The 20,129-nt window shown below is 69.3% G+C and carries 17 protein-coding genes and 1 pseudogene; 7 read left to right on the top strand and 11 right to left on the bottom strand.

Translation table 11 applies throughout. The features are described from left to right. Positions 1 to 21: 21 nt before the first annotated feature. Positions 22 to 1,749 (top strand): FAD-dependent oxidoreductase, encoded by a 1,728-nt coding sequence (locus ACHZD8_RS02570; RefSeq protein WP_394768560.1) that lies wholly within the window; start codon positions 22 to 24, stop codon positions 1,747 to 1,749. On the opposite strand, the gene ACHZD8_RS02565 is transcribed toward ACHZD8_RS02570, so the two are convergent. Continuing rightward, positions 1,715 to 2,620 carry a S1C family serine protease gene (locus ACHZD8_RS02565; protein ID WP_394768587.1) on the bottom strand — a complete coding sequence of 302 codons (906 nt, stop codon included), beginning with the start codon at positions 2,618 to 2,620 and terminating at the stop codon, positions 1,715 to 1,717. The genes ACHZD8_RS02570 and ACHZD8_RS02565 overlap by 35 nt on opposite strands. Positions 2,621 to 2,754: 134 nt before the next feature. On the opposite strand from ACHZD8_RS02565, the gene ACHZD8_RS02560 reads away from it, so the two are divergent. Together ACHZD8_RS02560 and ACHZD8_RS02555 are read left to right on the top strand one after the other, a co-directional pair. Continuing rightward, positions 2,755 to 3,060 (top strand): hypothetical protein, encoded by a 306-nt coding sequence (locus ACHZD8_RS02560; RefSeq protein ID WP_394768559.1) that lies wholly within the window; start codon positions 2,755 to 2,757, stop codon positions 3,058 to 3,060. Positions 3,061 to 3,116: 56 nt separating this feature from the next. Beyond that, positions 3,117 to 4,166, top strand: coding sequence for an ATP-dependent DNA ligase (locus ACHZD8_RS02555; protein WP_394768558.1), 1,050 nt, complete (start codon positions 3,117 to 3,119; stop codon positions 4,164 to 4,166). Here the strand turns inward: ACHZD8_RS02555 and ligD are convergent. Continuing rightward, positions 4,163 to 5,185, bottom strand: coding sequence for a non-homologous end-joining DNA ligase (gene ligD, locus ACHZD8_RS02550; protein ID WP_394768557.1), 1,023 nt, complete (start codon positions 5,183 to 5,185; stop codon positions 4,163 to 4,165). The two genes, ACHZD8_RS02555 and ligD, sit on opposite strands and share 4 nt — an antisense overlap. A gap of 13 nt (positions 5,186 to 5,198) precedes the next feature. Further along, entirely contained in the window at positions 5,199 to 5,975 is a 777-nt protein-coding gene (locus tag ACHZD8_RS02545) for a hypothetical protein (protein ID WP_394768556.1), read from the bottom strand. Between the two features lie 202 nt (positions 5,976 to 6,177). Between ACHZD8_RS02545 and ACHZD8_RS02540 the strand changes: the two genes are divergently transcribed. Further along, positions 6,178 to 6,462, top strand: coding sequence for a HesB/IscA family protein (locus ACHZD8_RS02540; protein ID WP_394768555.1), 285 nt, complete (start codon positions 6,178 to 6,180; stop codon positions 6,460 to 6,462). 128 nt (positions 6,463 to 6,590) lie between these two features. Then, positions 6,591 to 6,788, top strand: coding sequence for a hypothetical protein (locus tag ACHZD8_RS02535; protein WP_394768553.1), 198 nt, complete (start codon positions 6,591 to 6,593; stop codon positions 6,786 to 6,788). A gap of 1,145 nt (positions 6,789 to 7,933) precedes the next feature. Here the strand turns inward: ACHZD8_RS02535 and ACHZD8_RS02530 are convergent. The 6 genes and pseudogenes from ACHZD8_RS02530 to ACHZD8_RS02505 form a co-directional block, all read right to left on the bottom strand. Further along, a pseudogene (locus ACHZD8_RS02530) lies at positions 7,934 to 8,092 on the bottom strand (DapH/DapD/GlmU-related protein); the annotation flags it as partial. A gap of 413 nt (positions 8,093 to 8,505) precedes the next feature. Beyond that, positions 8,506 to 9,369: a sugar phosphate isomerase/epimerase family protein gene (locus ACHZD8_RS02525; RefSeq protein ID WP_394768552.1), complete on the bottom strand. Its 864-nt coding sequence runs from the start codon at positions 9,367 to 9,369 to the stop codon at positions 8,506 to 8,508. A gap of 54 nt (positions 9,370 to 9,423) precedes the next feature. Beyond that, positions 9,424 to 10,446 (bottom strand): hydroxyacid dehydrogenase, encoded by a 1,023-nt coding sequence (locus ACHZD8_RS02520; RefSeq protein WP_394768551.1) that lies wholly within the window; start codon positions 10,444 to 10,446, stop codon positions 9,424 to 9,426. 5 nt (positions 10,447 to 10,451) lie between these two features. Then, a complete protein-coding gene (locus ACHZD8_RS02515) occupies positions 10,452 to 11,378 on the bottom strand; it encodes a carbohydrate ABC transporter permease (RefSeq protein WP_394768550.1) in 927 nt (308 codons plus the stop codon). Continuing rightward, positions 11,371 to 12,327, bottom strand: a complete 957-nt coding sequence (locus ACHZD8_RS02510) for a carbohydrate ABC transporter permease (RefSeq protein WP_394768549.1) — start codon at positions 12,325 to 12,327, stop codon at positions 11,371 to 11,373. The genes ACHZD8_RS02515 and ACHZD8_RS02510 overlap by 8 nt, the downstream gene beginning before the upstream one ends. Continuing rightward, positions 12,324 to 13,610: an extracellular solute-binding protein gene (locus tag ACHZD8_RS02505; protein WP_394768548.1), complete on the bottom strand. Its 1,287-nt coding sequence runs from the start codon at positions 13,608 to 13,610 to the stop codon at positions 12,324 to 12,326. The genes ACHZD8_RS02510 and ACHZD8_RS02505 overlap by 4 nt, the downstream gene beginning before the upstream one ends. Before the next feature lie 193 nt (positions 13,611 to 13,803). On the opposite strand from ACHZD8_RS02505, the gene ACHZD8_RS02500 reads away from it, so the two are divergent. Further along, positions 13,804 to 14,439: a hypothetical protein gene (locus tag ACHZD8_RS02500; RefSeq protein ID WP_394768547.1), complete on the top strand. Its 636-nt coding sequence runs from the start codon at positions 13,804 to 13,806 to the stop codon at positions 14,437 to 14,439. A gap of 94 nt (positions 14,440 to 14,533) precedes the next feature. Here the strand turns inward: ACHZD8_RS02500 and ACHZD8_RS02495 are convergent, their stop codons facing one another. Next, entirely contained in the window at positions 14,534 to 17,080 is a 2,547-nt protein-coding gene (locus ACHZD8_RS02495) for an ATP-dependent Clp protease ATP-binding subunit (protein ID WP_394768546.1), read from the bottom strand. 91 nt (positions 17,081 to 17,171) lie between these two features. Then, complete coding sequence (locus ACHZD8_RS02490) at positions 17,172 to 19,433, bottom strand: MMPL family transporter (protein ID WP_394768545.1); 2,262 nt, start codon at positions 19,431 to 19,433, stop codon at positions 17,172 to 17,174. A gap of 170 nt (positions 19,434 to 19,603) precedes the next feature. On the opposite strand from ACHZD8_RS02490, the gene ACHZD8_RS02485 reads away from it, so the two are divergent. Beyond that, on the top strand, positions 19,604 to 19,957 hold the full coding sequence (locus ACHZD8_RS02485; RefSeq protein WP_394768544.1) for a hypothetical protein: 354 nt from the start codon (positions 19,604 to 19,606) through the stop codon (positions 19,955 to 19,957). Positions 19,958 to 20,129 lie beyond the last annotated feature (172 nt).

Below are 20,129 nucleotides of genomic sequence, written 5' to 3'. Positions count from 1 at the left end.
GGTGCACCCCTGGAGGCTGCGATGCCTGATGCAGGGCAACGGCGAGCCGTGCTCGTTCTCTCGACCACGGCCGAGGTGGTCCGCGAAGCGGTGCGCGGCGAACTCGAGAAGCGCTATGCGCACGACTACCTCGTCGTGGCCACCGCCACGGCGGTCGAGGCGGTCGAGGCGCTGCGGGCGGCGGCGGATCGCGGCGACACCGTCGCGCTGATTCTCGCCGACGACCATTCACCGTTGCCGGGTGGCGGCACGGTGTTCACCGAGGCACGCCGGCTCTTCGCGGACGTGCGGCGCGCGCTGCTGATCGAATGGGGCGCCTGGGCGGAGAGCGAGACCTCGGACGCGGTGCTGCGGCTGATGGAGGCGAATCAGATCGACTACTACGTGATCAGCCCGCGGCGGTCGCCCGACGAGTACTTCCACCACACCATCACCGACTTCCTTCTCGAGTGGCGGCGAGCATCCGGCGAACGCCCGAGGGACATCACGGTGGTCGGCTCAGAGTCCTCGCCTCGCACCCACGAGATCCGCCGCCTGCTCACCCGAGCCGGGAGGAGAGTGGATGTCGTCGCCCCCGACTCGCGCGCGGCCGGCGCCCTGCTCACCGAGTCCGGTGCCACCTACACCGGGGTGCCTCTGCTGCGCCTGGCCGACGGCCGGCTGTTCGCCGACCCGACGAACGCGCAGCTCGCCGAGACGAACGGGCTCACGACCGACCTGCCCGCCGGCACCGTCGACCTCGCGATCGTCGGCGCGGGTCCCGGCGGCCTCGCCGCGGCGGTGTACGCGGCCTCGGAGGGCCTCAATGTGGTCGTGATCGAGCACGAGGCTGCCGGAGGGCAGGCCGGATCGAGTTCGCTCATCCGCAACTACCTCGGGTTCGCTCGGGGAATCTCGGGGGCCGAGCTGTCCGAGCGGGCCTACCAGCAGGCCTGGGCGTTCGGCGCGCGGTTCGCCCACACCCGCGAGGTCGTGGGGATGAGCGTCGACGCCGACGGATTCCGTCTCGACGTCGCACCGCACGACCACGTGCTCGCGCGATCCGTCGTGCTCGCCTCCGGGGTCACCTATCGACGCATCGCGGTGCCGGAGCTCGCCCCGTTCGTGGGCTCCGCGGTCTTCTACGGGGCCTCCGCCGTCGAGGCGAAGGCCCAGACGGGTCGCATCGTCCACATCGTCGGGGGCGGCAACTCCGCCGGCCAGGCCGCGCTGCACCTGGCCCGATACGCGGCATCCGTCTCCCTCATCGTGCGCGGGGCGAACCTCGCCGAGAGCATGTCGCGCTACCTGGTGGACCAGCTCGAGGCGACCGGCGTGCACATCCTCACCGAGCAGAGGGTCGTCGGCGGGGGCGGCACCGCCGACGACGGGTCCGGCGCCCGGCTCGACCATCTCGTGCTGCGTCATCGGGTCACCGGCGAGGAGACCTCGGTCGCCAGCGACGCGCTGTTCATCACGATCGGGGCGGTGCCCCACACCGGCTGGCTCGCGCACGAGATCCTGCGCGACCAGTGGGGCTACGTGCTCACCGGAAACGACATCGTCTCGGAGGGCGGGCACCGGGCCTGGCCCCACGAGCGATCCCCGGCGCCCCTGGAGACCTCGCTCGCCGGATTCTTCGCCGTGGGCGACGTGCGCCGAGGGTCGATCAAGCGGGTGGCCTCGGCGGTCGGCGAGGGATCGGTCGTCGTCTCGTCGGTGCACGCCTTCCTGGCTAGTCTCCCGGCAGCTCCCGCGGCACGGCGATGACGTCGACGAGGGCGCCGTTGCGCCAGACGGTGATCTCGATGGGCCGGTCGATGGCGTCCTCGACCATGAGGCGCTGCACCGCCGTCGTGGTGACGACGAGCTGGCGGTCGAGTTCCACCACGATGTCCCCCGCGTGCAGGCCCGCCTCGGCCGCCGGGCTGTTCGGCGAGACCCCCGCCACCTGAAGGCCGGTCGGCGAGCCCACCCTCGCGGCCACCGGCGGCGCGAGCGGCACCTGCACCCCCGCGATGCCGAGCCAGGCGCGACGCACCCGCCCGTGGGTCATCAGGGTGTCGATGATGCCGCGGGTCGTCGCATTGATCGGCACGGCGAGGCCGAGTCCGATGCCGGCGACCGCGGTGTTCACGCCGACCATCCGCCCGGAACCGTCGGCGAGCACTCCCCCGCTGTTGCCGGGGTTGAGCGCCGCGTCGGTCTGGATCACCTCGTCGATCACCCGGCCGGCCCGGGTGGGCAGCGATCGCCCGAGCGCGGAGACGATTCCCGCCGTCACGCTCCCCGCCAGCCCCAGCGGGTTTCCGAGCGCGACCACGAGCTGGCCGACGCGCAGGCCGGCCGCGTCGCCCAGCACGAGCGCCGGCGGCACCGGGCCGTCCGCCCGGAGCACCGCGAGATCGGAGAGCGGATCCCGACCCACGACCTCGGCCTCCCGTTGCGTGCCGTCGGAGAAGGAGGCGGTGGCGGTGCGGGCGCCCACCACGACGTGCGCGCTCGTGAGCAGGATGCCGTCCGCGGTGATCACACTCGCGCTGCCGGCTCCCTGCCCACGGGGACCGCTCACCCTCAGGCTCGCGACGCTCGGCAGCACCCGCTCGGCCACGTCCACGACCGTGCGGGAGTACGCATCCATCACCTCGTCATTCGCCACGGTCTATTAATGCGCCTCGCGGCGGGCCCACGGGCCGATGTTCGCCGTCAGCACAAGCATCCTGACCCCCGTACTGGAACATGACAAACATTCGCACTCGATGCAGACTGGTGACAATGACGATCGACTCGTCGGCGCCCAGACCCCGTGCCAACCGACTCGAATCACCGCACCCGACGGGCGGGTACGACCAGATGGTCACGTGGCCGAACGGCAACGTGTCCTACCTTCTGCGCGGGCAGCTGCATCGGGAGGACGGGCCGTCCTTCGTCGGCGCGGACGGCTCCAGGAGCTGGCATCGCAACGGGCGCGAGCACCGCGAAAACGGACCGGCGGTCTTCTGCCCGGACGGTCACCACCAGTGGTGGCTGGAGGGCCACCAGGTCAGCGAGGCGGAGTTCCGGCGCCGCACCGGCCACTGAGCCTCGGCCTCACGTCACCCCTGTCGCTGCGCTCGCCGCTCGGGCAGGATCGAACCATGAGACTCTCGTCCGCTACCCCGATCTCTCCCATGCTCGCGAAGGCCGTCGACGGCGTGCCTGACCCCGCGTCCGTCTCGGGCGGGCTCAGCTACGAGCCGAAGTGGGACGGCTTCCGCGCGATCGTCTACTTCGACGGCGAGACCTGCGAGATCGGCAGCCGGGGATCCAAGATGCTCACCCGCTACTTCCCGGAGCTCGAGGCGGCCTTCCTGGAACAGCTGTCGGCGCCGTGCGTGCTCGACGGCGAGATCGTGGTGCGCACCGGCACGCCCGGGCATGAGCGGCTGGACTGGGAGGCGCTCTCCGCCCGCATCCATCCGGCCGCGAGCCGCGTGCTCACGCTCTCGCGGCAGACGCCGGCCGCCTTCGTGGCGTTCGATCTGCTCGCCCTCGGCGACCGCGAATTCCTCGACGAGCCGTTCGGTGCGCGACGGGAGGCGCTCGAGACGCTCGCCGCCGGACTGCGCGACCCGATCCACCTCACCCGCACCACGAACAGCGTTGACACCGCCCGCCGCTGGCTGGTGGAATTCGAGGGCGCCGGCCTCGACGGCGTCGTCGCCAAGCCGCTGACCGCCGCCTACGCCCCGGGCAAGCGCATCATGCTCAAGGCCAAACACCACCGCACGGCGGATGTCGTGGTGCTGGGCTACCGCGTGCATGCGAGCGGCAGCGGGGTCGGGTCGCTCCTGCTCGGCCTCTACGACGACGGGGTCCTGCGCAACGTGGGCGGGGCATCCGCCTTCAGCGACGCCCGCCGGCTCGAACTCATCGACGAACTCGCGCCGCTCGTGGAGCGCGACGACGCGGGTGAGGTGGTGCGGGGCGAGACGGAGCGAAGCCGGTTCTCCGCCGGCAAGGACGTGTCCTTCGTGCGGCTGCGGCCCACTCTCGTCGCCGAGGTGCGCTATGACCAGATGGAGGGCGCTCGCTTTCGCCACACCGCGCAGTTCTTCCGCTGGCGCCCGGACCGCGACGCGAGCTCCTGCACCTTCGACCAGCTCGAGTGCCCGATCGCCTACGACCTCGCGGAGGTCATCGCCTAGGGTTGCGTTCGCGCCCGACTGGGCTGCACACGCGGCGGCTCCCCCGGCATCTTCGGGAAGTCGGGCGGGAACGGCAGCTCGCCGAGGCCCGCGGCAACGTCCCTGGCCCACCAGCCGAGCAGGCCGTCGATCGTGCCCGGCTCGTCGTGGATCCGGGCCCACGGGTCGCCCGTGTTCTTCAGCCGCTCCGGCACGGTGCCGATGGTGAGGAGTTTCGGGTCGGTGTTCTCCAGCTCCTCCCAGTCGAGCGGACAGGACACCGGAGCGTGGGCGAGCGCGCGCGGGCTGTAGGCGCCGGCCATCGTGCGGTCCCGGTTGGCCTGGTTGAAGTCGAGGAAGACCCGTTCGCCGCGCTCCTCCTTCCACCAGGCGGTCGTCACCTTCTTCGGCATCCGCCGCTCGAGTTCGCGCACGGCGGCGATCACCGCGTGGCGCACCTCGAGAAACTCGTGCACCGGCTCGATCGGGGCGAACACGTGCAGGCCGCGGTTACCCGACGTCTTCACGAACGCGGTGAGTCCGACCTCGGCGAGGAGCGACCTCAGCTCGATCGCCGCGGGGATCGCATCATCGAAGTCGGTGCCGGGCTGCGGGTCGAGATCGATGCGCAGCTCGTCCGGGTTGTCCGAGTTCTCGGCGCGTGACGGCCACGGGTGGAACACCACGGTGTTCATCTGCACGGCCCAGACCGCACCGGCCGGTTCGTCGATCACGAGTTGCGGATGGCTGCGCCCGCTCGGGTAGACCACCGGCACTGCGCGCACGTACTCCGGGGCGCCCTTCGGCGGGTTCTTGGAGAAGAATTGCTCGCCGCCTATGCCGTCCGGGAAGCGCTGGAGGGACACCGGGCGGTCGCCGTTCGCCGCGACGAAGGCGGCGCCGACGTCCACGATGTAGTGGGCGAGGTCGAGCTTGGTGATGCCGGGCTCTGGCCAGAGCACGCGACTCGGGCTCGAGATGCGCACCTCCCGCGCGCCCTGCGGTCCGTCGACGGTGAGGGTGACTGCTTCGCTGGCCATGTGACCAACGTACTCAGGACGCGTCGACGCCGTCGACCCCCGCCATCCGTTCGAGCACCGCGGCGAGGAGGGCGCTCTGGGCGTCGGGGATCACGTGGTGGTTGAGGTAGATCCCCTCGAGCCAGGACTGCACCTCGTCGGCCGGCAGCCCAACGGCGTTCCAGTCCACCCCGGGCAGGGCGCGGGTCACCGGGTGTTCGGTCTTCGGGTCCAGCCAGGCCTCGGCGATCGGCTGGTCCGGGTCATCCGATCCCGGGGTCCACAAGAGCGCGATCGGATGATTGTCGCCGTCGATGTGCTCGTTGTCGACGTGTCCGGCCCCGAGCCAGGGCAGGGTGAGCAGCTCCCCCTCCACCTCCACCTCCAGCAGGTCGAGCTGGGCGGGTTCGGTCTCGCAGACGTAGATCGAGTAGCCGGCGTCGTGCCAGGCGCCCGCCTCCTCGATCTCGTCCATGAGGTCCGGCATCAGCTCGTGAAAACCGAGCGCGAGGGTGGTGCCCCACTCCAGCAGAACGGCGGTGTCTGCCGCGGGCCAGGGGCTCGTGTCGCTGGCCTCGTCCTCCCCGCGGTGGAAGTGGTACGCGACGTCCGTCCCTCGGCACTCCAGATGAAGCTGACCGTCGTCGAAGGCGACGTAGATCGCGCTGGTCGCCTCGTCGTCATCCCAGTCGGCGAAAAGCTCCGGCGTGGAGAAGCGAGGCGGCAGGGCGATGGATGCCGCACGCTTTTCGCCGAGGTTGAGCACGGCGCGGAACCGCGTGCTCGGCAGGCGCAAGCTGAAATCAGTCACAGAGTCGGTTTCCCATCGGTCGGTACCCTATCGAGGGTACTGGTGCGCGGGCCGCGGAGACGATCCGGGTGGCCGTCGGTGGGCGATTTCGAGGCTGCGGCGAAGGTGTGAATTGCCGCACAGTCCTCCTCAGGGCTTGCATGCCCGCGGCGGATGCGGAAGCGTGGCCCCCTTCAACGCAGGCAACCGAGAGGGAATAACCATGCTTACACTCACGCATTCAGCCAGCACCGCCGTCAAGACCATCGCCGAGCGCAACGCCGACGCAGACGCCGCGGGCCTGCGCATCAGCACCGAGCCCATCGGCGGCTCGGAGTTCTCCGTCGCGATCACGCCCGCACCGGAGCCAGACGACACCGTCGTGGAGAGCGACGGGGCCAAGGTGTTCCTCGAGCAGAACGCGGCAATCGCCCTCGATGGCAAGATCCTCGACGCTAAGACCGAGGACGACGGCTCCGTGCACTTCGCCATCAGCGACCAGGGCTGACCGGCGGCACTGTCGCGACCGCACTCGGGCAGAGGGTGGGACCTTCGGCACGTCTCAGTGTGCCGCCGGCGTCCTACCCTCTACCGAGGGCCCGACCTCGGGTGCCCGAGGGACGGAAGGAGATCGCCATGGGATTCATCGAAGACGCCAAGGAGACCGCGGAGGCCGCTGCCCACCGTGCGGCCCGCGCAGTGGAAGACGCCGTTGACACGGTGAAGGACAAGGCCGCCGAGCTCAAGGCGGACGCGAAGGTGAAGCAGGCCGAGGCGGAGCGCGAGTCGGTCGACCGCCGCAACGAGGCCAAGGAAAAGCTGCGCGGCGACTGAGCCGCCGGTCACCCGCCGAGGTCGTGGCCGGGTTCCGGACGATGCACCCCGCCGGGCCGATAGCCGAGTGACTCGGAGATTCCCAGGAGATCGGCGAGGTACCAGAGAGTGGCGAGCCACATTTCGGTGCCCTGGAGACCAGGCATGTGCTCGACCGCATTCGGCCCGCTCGGCGGGGCGAACCGGAACCCGAAACCGGCGCCCGGTACCCACCGCCCGAGGATCTGGTCGATGCCCTCCGCGGCGAAGGCGCGAACCTCCCCGCGGCGATGGTTCGTGTGCCGCGTGAGCCAGAGCGGATGCGCCACGTCGAGCATGTTGCAGGCGGTGGTGCGCCCCGGCCCGAAGTGGCGGTCGTCGGCGAGCTGGCCGAACACCGTATCGATCACCCGCTCGGCGTGCGGAATCGGCAGGCCGAACTGGGCGAACGTTCCCCGCGAGGCTCGGTAGAAGCCGTTCACGGGCTGCAGCAGGCCGTCCGACAGTCGTGCGGCGCTCCACATCCCGGTGTCGCGGGAGGCGTGCGTGTGCAGCCAGCCGATCAGGGTGTCCAGGTTGCGCCGGGCGGCCCGATCGGCGCCGTCGCGTTCCAGATTGCGGAACAGGGACGTGCCCAGGCTGTCGATCGCGGCACCGGCCGACCAGCCGGCCGACGCCCAGGGCTGGGTCTCGCAGAAGTCGACGATGTCGGCCTGGGTCATCCGCGCGACCGCTGCGATCGGATGCTCGAGGCTCGACCCGAGTAGGTCGAGCGCGTAGCCGAGGCTGAGCACGTGGTACTGGGCCGCCCCATCGGTGAACGCGGTCGGAGCCGTGCCGTGGCGTCCCTCCACGTCGACCTCGGGCGTGAGACCGGTGGCCGGGTCCTGGTTCTGGCGGAGCCTTCTGGCGTGCTCGGCGGCCGGCAGCTGCCGCGGCGGGCGGCCGGTCAGCAGCATCCCGATCTCCACGGCGTCGGCGTGCGGGCGCAGCGCGGCCGGTTCCCCCGGCGCATCGACGTAGCGTCCGGGGCTCTCGCCGTCCGCGGAGAGGGCCTCGGGTTCCCAGCTCCTCGCGAGGATCGCGTCCGCGTCGGCTCGCGCGCGGTCGCCGAAGTCGGCAAGACGCCCGGCGAGCCCGCCCGACTCCGGGGCCTTCGGCACGCGGCGGTCCCGCAGGAACCGCGCCGGGTTTCCGCCCACGATGGCCCACTCGGCGACGTCGCGAGTGACGACGGCTCCCGCGGCGATCACGGCGTGCGATCCCACCGTCACCCCGTCGAGGATCACCGCATTGGAGCCGACCCACACGTCGTCGCCGATCACGATGCCGCGCTCGACGATGGGCTGACGGAAGACGGGGAGATCGGGGTCCATCGAATGGTTGAAGCCCAGCAGGGAGGTGTGGGCGCCGATCCGCACCCCGTCGCCGAGGGTGATCGTGCCGCGCACGACGCTGAAGACGTTGATCGTGCAGTCGTCCCCGGCCTCGATGGTGCCGGTCAGGTACGCGTGCGCGGCGACGTAGGACCGCGCGCCGAGCGTGAGCGCATCCGGTGCGATCATCGCGAGCTCTGACACGAAGACGGCCTCGCCGAACCGCGCGGCCGAGCGCTCGGCGATCGACCGCTGGTAGGACAGCTGACGGTGCTTCTCGTCGTCGCTGGCCTCGCGCCAGAAGAGCCAGCCGTTGTAGTGCAGGAGCAGATCGTGGTGGTCGGACACCGTCGATCGTCCCCTCAGACCGCGACGGCGGCGAAGTGGCGGTCGTACCACGCCCTCGTCGACACGAGCGCCTCGTCCAGCCTGACCGCATCCGGATGCCAGGTGCGCTCCCATTCGAGACAGACGGTCCCGCGGAATCCGGACGAGCCGAGCAGGCGGCCGAACTCCTCCGTGGGCAGCGTCCCGGCGCCGATGGCGAGCGGGGTCGCGTCGCCGGGGAGGTTCGCGTCCTTCACCTGCACGCCCCCGCGGTCGTCTTCGATCCAGGGCGCGAGCAACTCCCAGGTGCGCTCGATTGGCTCGCCGACCCGCCAGGGGTGCATGAGGTCCCACACCGCACCCACCGGGCCGTGCACCACGTCGAGGATTCGCCGGATGTCTTCGCCCCTCGGATGCGAATCGTGCGTCTCGAGCACCGGATACGCGCCCAGGTCGGTCGCGATCGCCGACACCGAGTCGAGCCGGCGCGCGGCGCGCTCGTCCACCACGGCCTGCGGCTCGATCAATTCGGGCAGGCGGTCGTAGGCCGCCGGGTGGGTCGGCGCGCCGGGGAACACCCGCACGACGGGCGCGCCGAGGTCGGCGGCGAACTGCAGCGCGTGGGCGAGCGCGCCGGTCACCATCTCGTCGTTCGCGTCCGAGGCGACGCGCACGTAGCTCGCGATGCCGGAGACGGCCACACCACCATCGTCGAGCCTGGCGCGAAGGTCGAGACGCTCGCGCCCGGTCATCGCGGGGTCCGCGAACTCTCCGGCGCTCAGCCGCAGTTCGATTGCGCGGATGCCCGCGTCACCGAGCCAGCCCAGAACCGTGTCCAGCCGCTCCCCCGGCGTGCCCAGCGTCGATGCGGTCAGTCGTGTTTCGTTCGGTCGTGTCATGTTCCGCTCCTCTGTTGCAGGTTCTCTCGTACCGCGCCCTGGTCGACTCGCTCGCTACGCCATCCGCTCGAGATCCGCCAGCGTCACGGGGTAGTTGAGCGGCGCACCGGCGGCGAACAGCTCGACCTCCGCCACGGCGAAGTCGCCCATGAGCGGCAGTTCATTGCCCATCGACCCGGCGATGTGCGGCGTGAGCACGACGTTCGGCAGGTCGTAGAGCGGGTCTCCGGCTGGCAGGGGCTCGGGGTTGGTCACGTCGAGAACCGCGTTGATCCGTCCGCTCCCCGCCTCCTCGCGCAGCGCATCGTGGTCCACGAGCACTCCCCGCGCGGTGTTGATGAAGGTCGCATCGGTCTTCATGGCGGCGAACTGGGCGCGGCCGATCATGCCGATGGTGGACGGCAGAACCGGGGCGTGCAGCGACACGACGTCGCTCTCCGCCATCAGCCGCTCGAGGGACACGAGGGTGGCGCCGAGGGCCTCCGCCTGGGCCGGCGAGAGATCGGGCGAGGAGATCAGCCGTCGGTGGTGGAACGGCGCGAGCAGCTCGAGCACGCGGCGCCCGATCCGCGATGCCCCGATGATTCCCACGGTGCTGCCCAGGTTTCCCACCTGCCCCGGCATCCGCGTCTTCGCCGTCATGTCCTGCAGCCGGGAGAAGTCCTGCGCCGAGGCCAGCGCGCCCTTGGCGGAGAGCAGGATGAAGGCCAGCGTGTACTCGGCCACCGGCTCGCCGTTCGCCTGCGCCGCCGTGGTCACCGCGATCCCGCGTTCCCACACCGCCCGCTCGAGGTGGCCCTTCACGGTGCCGGCGGAGTGGGCGACGAGGCGCAGCCGCGGGGCCGCATCCAGCACTCCCGCGTCGATCACCGGGCTGCCCCAGCAGGTGATCAGCACGTCGATGTCGGCCAGCACCCGCCGTGCGCGCTCGCTCGAGAACTCGGTGAGCACCCGGTCGTCCACGATATCGGCGACCCGCGCGAGGCGCGCGAGAGCGTGGGCGGTGAAGACCGTCGCGGCCAGCTCATCCGACCTCATCGCGAACGCGACGCGCGGCCTCTCCCTGCCCTGTGCCACCGCGTCTAGCCCTTCAGTCCCACGTTGGCCATGCCCTCGACGAACTGCTTCTGGGCGAACACGAACAGCAGCACCATGGGAAGAGTGGCGAGAGCCGTTCCCGCCATGAGATACGGCCACTGGATACTGGCGGGGTTCTGCGAGAAGATCGCCAGGCCCAGCTGGAGGGGTCGCAGGTCGTCTGTGGTCGTGATCATGAGCGGCCAGAGAAACCCGTTCCAGGCCGCCTCGATCTGAAAGACCGCGATCGTGATGAGGGCAGGCTTCACGAGCGGGGTCATGATGCGCCAGAAGATGCCGAACTCCCCCACCCCGTCCATGCGCGCCGCATCGGCGAGCTCGGACGGCAGCGACACGTAGAACTGGCGGGCGAGGAAGGTGAAGATCGGCGCGGCGGCGAGCGGCACGATGAGCCCCCACCAGGAGTTCAACCAGCCCGTTCCGCCCTGGCCGAAGATGTCATTGCCGCCGAACAGCGGCACGGACTTCACGATCAGGAAGAGTGGCACCAGGATGATCTGGAACGGCACCATGAGCAGCGTGATGAAGTAGTTGAGCAGCAATTTGCTGCCCCGGATCGGGATGCTCGACAGCACATAGCCTGCCATGGTGCAGATCGCGAGAGTCACCGCCGTCTCCCCCACGGCGATGAACAGGCTGTTGCGAAAGTACTGCAGGAAGGGCGCGGTCTGCATCGCCCCCACGAAGTTGTCCCACCGCCACACGGCGGGCAGCCAGGTAAACTCCGCCACCTCGAGCTCGCTCTTGAACGCCGTGAGGATCATCCAGAGGAATGGGGCGATCATGAGGAACGCGCCGACGGTGAGCACGAGGTAGAGCACCACCCGGCCGATCGTGATCTTCTTCTTGCGGCGCCGCGGGGGGATGACGGCGCCCGGCATCGCCCGCACCGCGGTGGACTGGCTAGTCATGGGTGTTCGCTCCCTGCAGTCGTCGGCCGATGATGATGAAGCCGCCGATCAGGATCATCATGATCACGGTCTCCGCGGAGGCATAGCCGAGCCGCAGACTCCCGAAGGCGTTGTTGTACACGTCGAAGACAAGCACGTTCGTGGCGAGTCCCGGGCCGCCCTTGGTCATCACGTAGACGAGGTCGAAGACCTGGAAGGTGCCGACGATCGAGGTGATGAGCACGAAGAACTGCGCGGGGCCGAGCGACGGCCAGGTCACGAAGCGGAACACCTGCCAACGGTTGGCTCCGTCTAGGTTCGCCGCCTCGACGAGCTGCGGCGACACCCCCTGAAGGGCCGCCAGATAGATGATCATCTTGGCGCCGAGCCCCTGCCAGATGCCGACCACCATGAGGGAGGTGAGCGCGTGGTCGGGGTCGGTGAGCCAGCCGACCGGCGAGAGGCCGAAGAGCGCGAGCACCCCGTTCGCCAGGCCGGAGCCCGAGTTAAAGATCCACAGCCACACGGTGCCGACGGCGACGGTGGCCGTGACCACCGGTAAGTAATACGCGGTGCGGAAGGCGCCGAGCGCCCGGATCTTCTGGTTGAGGGCGATCGCCACGGCGAGGGCGATGGCCATCGACACCGGAACCACCACGAGCACATAGAGCACGGTGTTGACGAGGGCGGTCCTGAAGCGGATGTCCCCGAACAGTTCGACGAAGTTGGCCCCGCCGATGAAGTTCGGCGCGCCCGAGAAGCTGTAGTCGGTGAAGGCGAGAAGCACCGCGGCGATCGTGGGAACGGTGATGAACACCACAGACTGCACCAGGGCCGGGGCGATCATCCACCAGCCGGCCCGCTTCTGGCGTGAGACCACCGAACTGCGACGCCGAGGCGTCGCAGAGCGCCCGGGCCGGGGCGGCTGCGCCACCCCGGCCGCCGAGGGCTTCGACAGGGTCGTGGTCATCGCGACTTCGTCGCCAGTTCGCCGAGCACCTGGGCGGCGTCCCGCTTGCCGAGCAGCACGTCGTCGACCGACGAGTTGAAGTCGGTGCGCACCTCGAGCCAGTTGGTCGCGCCACCCTCGTAGATGGCCTTGCCGAGGTTCTTGGCCACGAACTTGCTCAGCGCGTTCGACTTGACGATGGCGGAGTCAGCGGCGTTCGCCGTGGCCGGAATCTGGTTGTTGAGCTTGGCCATCGCCTCGAGTGCGGGATCCGTGCTCATCGACTTGATGAACGCCCAGGCCAGGTCCTTGTTCTTGCTGTTGGCGCCCACCGAGGCGAGGTTGCCGCCCACCATCTCAACTTCTCTCGTGTTGTCGAGCAGGAAGAAGCCGAGGTCGTCGCAGTTGGCCTGGCCGACTCCGGCGTCCGAGCAGTCGATGCTGCCGCCGACGAAGCCCATCGGCGCATCGTTCGTGTAGGTCATGGGCTTGAGCGCGGCGTTCTGCTGGCCGAACGGCTGCACGTGGTTGATCATGCTCTTCATCCAGTTGAGGGTCTCGACCCCCTGCTTGTTGTCGAAGTTCTGCTTGCCGTTGACGTAGAGGTCCTTGCCGTTGGCCGCCAGCAGTTGCACGAAGGCCTGGCGGTAGTTTCCCGGCGAGGTATTGAAGTCGAAGCCGGGTCGGGTGATGGTGCCGGCGGAGTCCCGCTCCGTGAGCTTCTCGGCCGCCGCCTTGATGCCCTTGAAGGTGGTCGGCGGGTTCTTCGGGTCGAGCCCGGCCTTGATGAACGCACTCTTGCGGAATCCGATGGCGCGGGCATCCGCCGTCAGGGGCCAGGCGTAGATCTTGTCCTTGTAGGTGGATGCCGGGATGAGCGCGGGCGTCGACTTCTCGCCGAGGGTCTTCTTGGTGACGCCGTGGTTGCCCAGGTCTTCGAAGACGTTCTTGGCGGCAAAGGGCTGAACCCAGCCGACCCCGGTCACCAGCACGTCGTATCCGGCGCCACTGGCGATCGAGGTGGAGATCTTTTCGTTGAGGGTGGCATAGGTGGCGAAGTCCGGCTCGACCTTCACGTTGGGGTAGGTCTTGTTGAAGCTGTCGACGACCGCCTGGAATGCCGCCTTGCCTTCGTTGCTGGCCGGGTACGCCGGGGTGAGAACGCGGATGGTGCCGGTGGCCTTCGCCGGATCCACGCTCTTCGCCCCCTCCTTCGCACCGCCGGTCGAGGTGCAGGCTGCGAGCACGAGGGCCACGGCGAGAGCCGTGCCGACGACGCCGAGAGTGGTGCTGCGTTTCATCATTGTCTCCTTTGACAGGCCGTGGGAAAGCGCTATCCCTGACCCTAGGGTGGTTTCCGCCGCCGGTCAACACCGTTGCCATGGACTTGCCCCGATCTCGGAAAACGTCTTCCGAATCTGGCGCGATCGGGGTTCTCCCTCGCTAGCATGGTGAGTCACCGCTGCGGCTCCCGCGGTGCAGAAGGGAGGCGACGTCATGGCCACCCCAGCGCAGTCCTCCGCGTCGGCCAGGGGCGCGCGCCTGCGCGGCCGGCTGTTCTCCGCCACCACGATTGTCGGCGACCTGCTCCTGCTGCATCTCTACTGGCTGGCGGTATCCGCGGCCATCGTCACCGTGCTGCCCGCGTCCGTCGCCCTGCAGCGCGCGATCCACGACGTGCTCGTCGAGCGCCGGTCGGACACGGCGCGGGTCTTCTTCTCCCGGTTCGGCGGATCGTGGCGCACCTACTGGGTGCCCGGCCTCGTCGCGCCGATACTCGCGGTGATGTACGTCTTCTCGCTGCTGTTTTGGGCCTCCGCCAACGGCTGGGGTCGAACGGCCGCGCTCGCCCTGCTCCTCCCCCTCGGCGGGTTCGCCTTCTGCGCCTACCTCGCGACCCTCGCCGCCGCCCCGACGCTCCCGGATGGCGCCGGGGTGCGGCAGACGGCGCGGCGCGGCTGGGCAGTCCTGGCCCGCCGGCCCCTCGCGGCAGCCGGATGCCTCGTGGTCATGATCACCTGGCTCTTGCTTCTCTCCAGGATCCCCACCCTCGCGCTGGTCGGCCTCGGGCTCGTTCCCGCTCTCCTCGCGCTCTGGCTCGCGAAGGCGCCCGGGGCCGCCGGGCGCACGTAACGAGACGACGCGGTATCTGCGCCGAAACACAAAAGCGCTCGTGCGGGGGTGGTGCGCACACCATCCCCGCGCGAGCGGCTTCGATTGTCGGTCGTCAGGCGGCGAGCGGCAGCCCGGCCTCTCGGCGCACAAGCACCGTCAGGCGATCGTCGTTCACCGTTACGCTGATGCCCCCGCCGTCCTCGAGCTGCGCGCTCACGAGAAGATCGGCGATCCGATCGTCGAGTTCTCGCTGGATCACCCGACGCAGCGGGCGAGCGCCGTACTCGGGCTCGTAGCCGTGGTCGGCGATCCAGTCGACGGCCTCATCAGACACGGTCAGGCCGATGTTGCGGGCCAGCAGCCGCGCCTCGGTGGCCTTAATCAGCAGCCGGACGATGTCGTGCAACTGGGCGGTCTCGAGCTTGCGGAACAGCACAATCTCGTCGATGCGGTTGAGGAACTCGGGCCGCATGGCCTCGCGCAGCTTGCCCATGACCCGGTCCCGCAGGTCCTTGTCGGACCCGAAGCCGTTCGCCGAGTCGCTCGCGACGAACCCGAGGGGCCCTCCCCGGCTCGCCAGGAACTCCGACCCGAGGTTGGAGGTCATGATGATCACGGTGTTGCGGAAGTCCACGGTGCGCCCCTGGCCATCGGTGAGCCGCCCGTCATCCAGAACCTGCAGCAGCAGGTTGAAGACGTCGGGGTGGGCCTTCTCGATCTCGTCGAACAGCACCACGGCGTACGGGTTGCGTCGCACCCGCTCGGTGAGCTGCCCGGCCTCGTCGTAGCCGACGTATCCGGGAGGGGCACCGACCAGCCGGCTCACGGTGTGCCGTTCGCCGAACTCGCTCATGTCGAAGCGCAGCATCGCCTTGGCGTCGCCGAAGAGCGACTCGGCGAGTGACTTCGCGAGCTCCGTCTTTCCGACTCCGGTCGGCCCGAGGAACAGGAAGCTGCCCACCGGTCGATTCTGGTCGCCCATGCCCGTGCGGTTGCGGCGCACGGCCTTGGCGACGACGGTCACCGCGTCATCCTGTCCGATCACGCGCTCGTGCAGGTCGGCCTCGAGTCGGCCCAGGCGATCACGATCGACCTCCGTCAACCTATTGACGGGGATGCCGGTGGCGCGCGAGATGACCGCCGCGATCTCCGCCTCGTTCACCACCGCCGCGGCGTCGGAAGTCGACGGCGTCGCCGCGGCGAGCCTGCCGTGCACCGCCTCGATTTCATCGCGCAACCTCGAGGCCTCCTCGTAGTGCTCACCGGCCACCGCGGAGTTCTTCGCGCCCTCGAGCGTGGCGAGCTCCTCGAGCAGGGCGGAGACGTCCATCGGAGACCCGAGCCTGAGGCGCAGTCGCGCGCCGGCCTGGTCGATGAGGTCGATGGCCTTGTCCGGCAGGAAACGGTCGGTCACGTAGCGGGCAGACAGTTCCACCGAGGCGCGGATCGCGTCGTCGGTGTAGGTCACCCCGTGGTGTTCCTCGTACGCCTTGCGCAGTCCGGAGAGGATCAGCACGGCATCCTCGATGCCGGGCTCGCCCACCTGCACGGGCTGGAATCGGCGTTCGAGGGCCGGGTCCTTCTCGATCGAGCGGTACTCCTTGAGCGTGGTGGCGCCGATGAGGTGCAGATCGCCACGGGCCAGCCGGGGCTTGAGGATGTTGCCGGCGTCCATGCCGCCGTCCCCGGAGCCGCCGGCGCCGACAACGGTGTGCAACTCGTCGATGAACACGATGAGTTCGGACTTGTGCGCGCTGATCTCGTCCATGAGCGTGGTGAGGCGCTCTTCGAAGTCACCGCGGTACTTGGTGCCCGCCAGCATCGCCGGCAGGTCGAGCGTGACCACGCGCTTGTCGCGCAGCTGCTCGGGAACGGCGCCGTCGACTATGGCCTGGGCGAGCCCGGCCACGATCGCGGTCTTACCGACCCCGGCCTCGCCGATGAGCACCGGGTTGTTCTTGGTGCGCCTCGAGAGGATCTCGATGGTCTGCTCGATCTCATCGGCCCTGCCGATCACGGGGTCGAGTTCACCCGACCTGCCCATCGCGGTGAGGTCGACGCCGAATCTGTCGAGCGTCGGAGTCTGGGACTCCGCCTCGGCACTCGACTGCTCGGCCTCGCCGGAGCTCACGGTCTCCCGCATGCCGGACTGCAGCGACTCCGGCGTGACACCGGCCGCGGCGAGAACCTGGCCGGCGGGCGAGTCCTGGTTGATCACGAGGGCGAAGAAGAGGTGCTCAAGGTCGATGTAGGTCGAGCCGGATGCCCGGGCGACCTGATAGGCGTGGAACAGCGCGCGCTGCCCGGACTGGGTGAGTGCGGGCGCCGCGGTGGCGCGTTCGGCGGATGTCGCGGGCAGCCGCTGCTCGGCGGCGTGCGCAACCTTGGCCGGGTCGGAACCCACGCGCCTGATCACCTCGGCGGCTGGCTCGCGTTCGGCGATCACCCGGAGGATGTGGAGCGCGTCGAGCTCATTCTGGCCGTGCTCGAGCGCGAATCGCCCGGCCTCCGCGAGTACCTCACGGGAACGACGGCTGAGCAGTCGGCTGATGTCGATCGAACGCCCGGACTGTGCGGAGCGTTCGCCCTCGAGGTAACGAGCGAGGAACTCGTCGAACGAGTTTCCGCCGACGTCCTCGGGCTCGGAGTTGTTAGGCAATTGGACCTCCCGGTGAAACTTGAGTGCCTTTGACTCAACTTAACAACGGGTGTCGGATTTCATTCCCGCCCGCCCCGAAAGACTTCCGGCCTCACTCGTGAAGGCCGAAACGCGCGTGGATGGGCCTCATCCACCGGGGCGCCCACCACAGCACGCGCTCGAGCGAGGTCATCACGGACGGCACGAGGATGGTGCGCACCAGCGTGGCATCGAGCAGCACCGCCACCGCGAGGGAGATGCCGATCTGCTTCATCTGCATCAGCTGCCCGGTGGCAAAGCCGATGAAGACCAGCACGATGATCAGTCCGGCCGAGGTGATGATCCTGCCCGAGCTCTGCAACCCCGTCTCGATGGCCAGCCGGGTGCTCTCACCCTGCTCGTAGTGCTCCTTGATGCGGGCCAGCAGAAACATCTCGTAGTCCATGGCCAGGCCGAACCCGAAGGTCAGCACCAGGGTGAGCACGAGGGCATCGACCCCGGACACCGTCGTCGCATCGAAGTTGAGCAGTCCGGCGAGGTTTCCATCCTGAAAACCCCAGACCAGCACTCCGACGGCGGCGCCGAGGGAGATGGCGCTGATCACCAGCGCCGTGAGCGGGATGATCAGGGAACCGGTCATGAGGAAGAGCAGCACGAACGTGGCCACGGCGATGATGAGGGCGGCCCACGGCGCACCGCGCAGCAGCGACGCGGTGTAGTCGACTGAGGCGGCATCCGAGCCTCCCACCCAGTTGGCGAAGGCCGGCCGATTCGCCCGGATCTCCCGCACGACGGCGGTGCCCTGGTACTTCTGCACGCTCACCCGCGACACCCAGTAGCCGTTGACCTTGGCGGGCGCCGTCGCGTCTGTCACGTGGGGCAGCGCCTTCACCCGGTCGACCCAGGCGGCGACCGATGCCTCGTCGGCGGAGGCCACCAGCTGTACCCTCGGTGTCGTCGCCAGGGGAAAGTTGGTCTGGAGCGCTGTCACGAATCCGTATTGCGACGACGACTTGGGGATCGCGTCGTCGGCGTTGTTCGAGATGGTGATGGCCAGCGCCGGGCTGCCGAGCAGCAACAGCACGGTGATGCCGGCGGCCGCGACGAGCCACGGCAGTTTCTGCACGCCGCGGGTGAGCTTGGAGAAGACGCCCTCCTTCGGCGCCACGTCGCCGAAGCGGCTCAGCAGCCGGCCCAGGCCGGGGATGCGCGTGAGCAGGCCGGGCTTGTAGAGGTGCTCGCCGAGAAAGCCGAGCAGCGCCGGCACCAGGACGAGCGCGGTCAGCACGGCGATCAGCACGACCGTGCTCGCCCCGATGGCGATGGCCCGGATGATGGACGGCTCGAACACGAACAGGCCCAGGGTGGCGATCGCGAACGTCAGCCCGGAGAACAGCACGGTGCGGCCGGCCGTGTTGACCGTCACGCCGACGGCCTGGAGCATCACCTCGTGGCGGTCGGAGACCCGGAGGGCGCGCCTCCCGTGACCGGTCGCCGGCATGCCCTCCGGCGGCATCTGCTCTACCATCGCTCGGAATTCCTCACGGAAGCGGCTCACGATCAGCAGGCTGTAGTCGATCGAGAGTCCCAGCCCGATCACGGTGATCACGTTCATCACGGTGGTCTCGATGTCCATCAGGTAGCTGAATCCATAGAGCGCGCCGAGCGCTCCCACGATCGACGCGACCGCACCGACGAGCGGGATGCCCGCCGCCAGGAACCCTCCGAAGATGATGAGCATCACGAAGAGCGCGATGGGCAACGAGATCAGTTCCCCGCGCTGCAGGTCCGACTCGGCGACCGCGACCAGGGACTGCACGAGCAGGGGCGTCCCTCCCACCTCGACCGTCGCGCCCGGCACCAGGCTGCGCACCTTCGACGCGGTGGCCTCGAGCTCTCGCTGCACCGGGCCGAGAACGGAGTCGCTGACCTTGCCGCCCGTCTTCGACATCGACACGGTGAGAAGCAGCCCCTTGCCGTCGGACGCCAGCAGCGCGCCGGCGGCGGGCGACGGCGTGCCGTCGGGGAGCGGCGGGATGGCCAGCGGGTTCACCACCTCGGTGACGCCGTCGATCTTCGAGAGACTCCCGCTGGCGTCGGAGAGGATGGTGGCCAGCTCGGCGGAATTCAGGTCCACGCCGTGGAGAAGCAGGGACAGCGACTCCGTGTTCTTGTCTTTGGAGCTCTTGAGCAGGGAGTCGGCGTGGCTCGCCTCACCGGCGACGGACGGCCCGGCACTCGAGAGCCGCTGGAAGAGGTTCTCCCCCGTCAGCCCGAAGACGGCGGTCGCGAGGCAGACCGCCAGGGCGATCGCCCAGGCGAGGGCGGCGATGAGCCGGTGCCGAGCGATCGCGACACCAAGGGCGCGCAGCATGGTTGCCGATTCCTCCGTTTGGCCGCCTCATGCGGCTGACCACACGGTATTTGCTCGTGACCCCGGCCCGCGGGGCTTAGGTCCCCCCGGTTGCCGCCGGACCGGTCGCCCCAGCGATAGGATCGTGTGCGGTGGGAGCGCTCGCGTCCACCGGGAAAAGGAGCGATCACATGCCAGTCTCACGCGAACTCACCAAGCCGCTTGCCGGTCTGGTCTTCGTACTCGGCTGGGCGATCGGCATCACCCTGTGGTCCGTCGCTCACCTGGCGCCGGATGCGACCACCGGGGGCTTCATCGTGGACATCGGCATCCTCGCCGTCAGCGTCGGTTCCGCCGCGCCCTTCCTGGAGACCAGGAACGGGCTCGTCACCGCCGTGATCCTCGCCCTCCTCGGCATCGTGTTGTTCGCCGCCGGCCACTATCTGGGCGCCCCGGTGATCGTGTACCTGCTCCGCCTGCTGGCGCCGTTTCTCGCCATCATGACGCCGGTCTACCGGCTGCTGGGCTTCCGCGTCTTCGCCTGACAGGCGCCCCTCCCCGCAGAGTCATCCCTCTCGTGATTCCCGTCGCGGCGGGATTCCCGTCACGACGCGTTTCCCGTCACGGCGGGAGAAATGTCGTCGCGGCGGGAGGCGAATCTCCGTCCGCGGGCACGTTTCCCCGCCGGAGCGTGCGCTACCTCCCGCCGCGAGGGCG

It is taken from the genome of Lacisediminihabitans sp., assembly GCF_043726815.1.
Classification (GTDB): Bacteria; Actinomycetota; Actinomycetes; order Actinomycetales; family Microbacteriaceae; genus Lacisediminihabitans.
The sequence above is the reverse complement of the archived record's forward strand: the minus strand, read 5'-3'. Positions and strand labels throughout refer to the sequence as shown.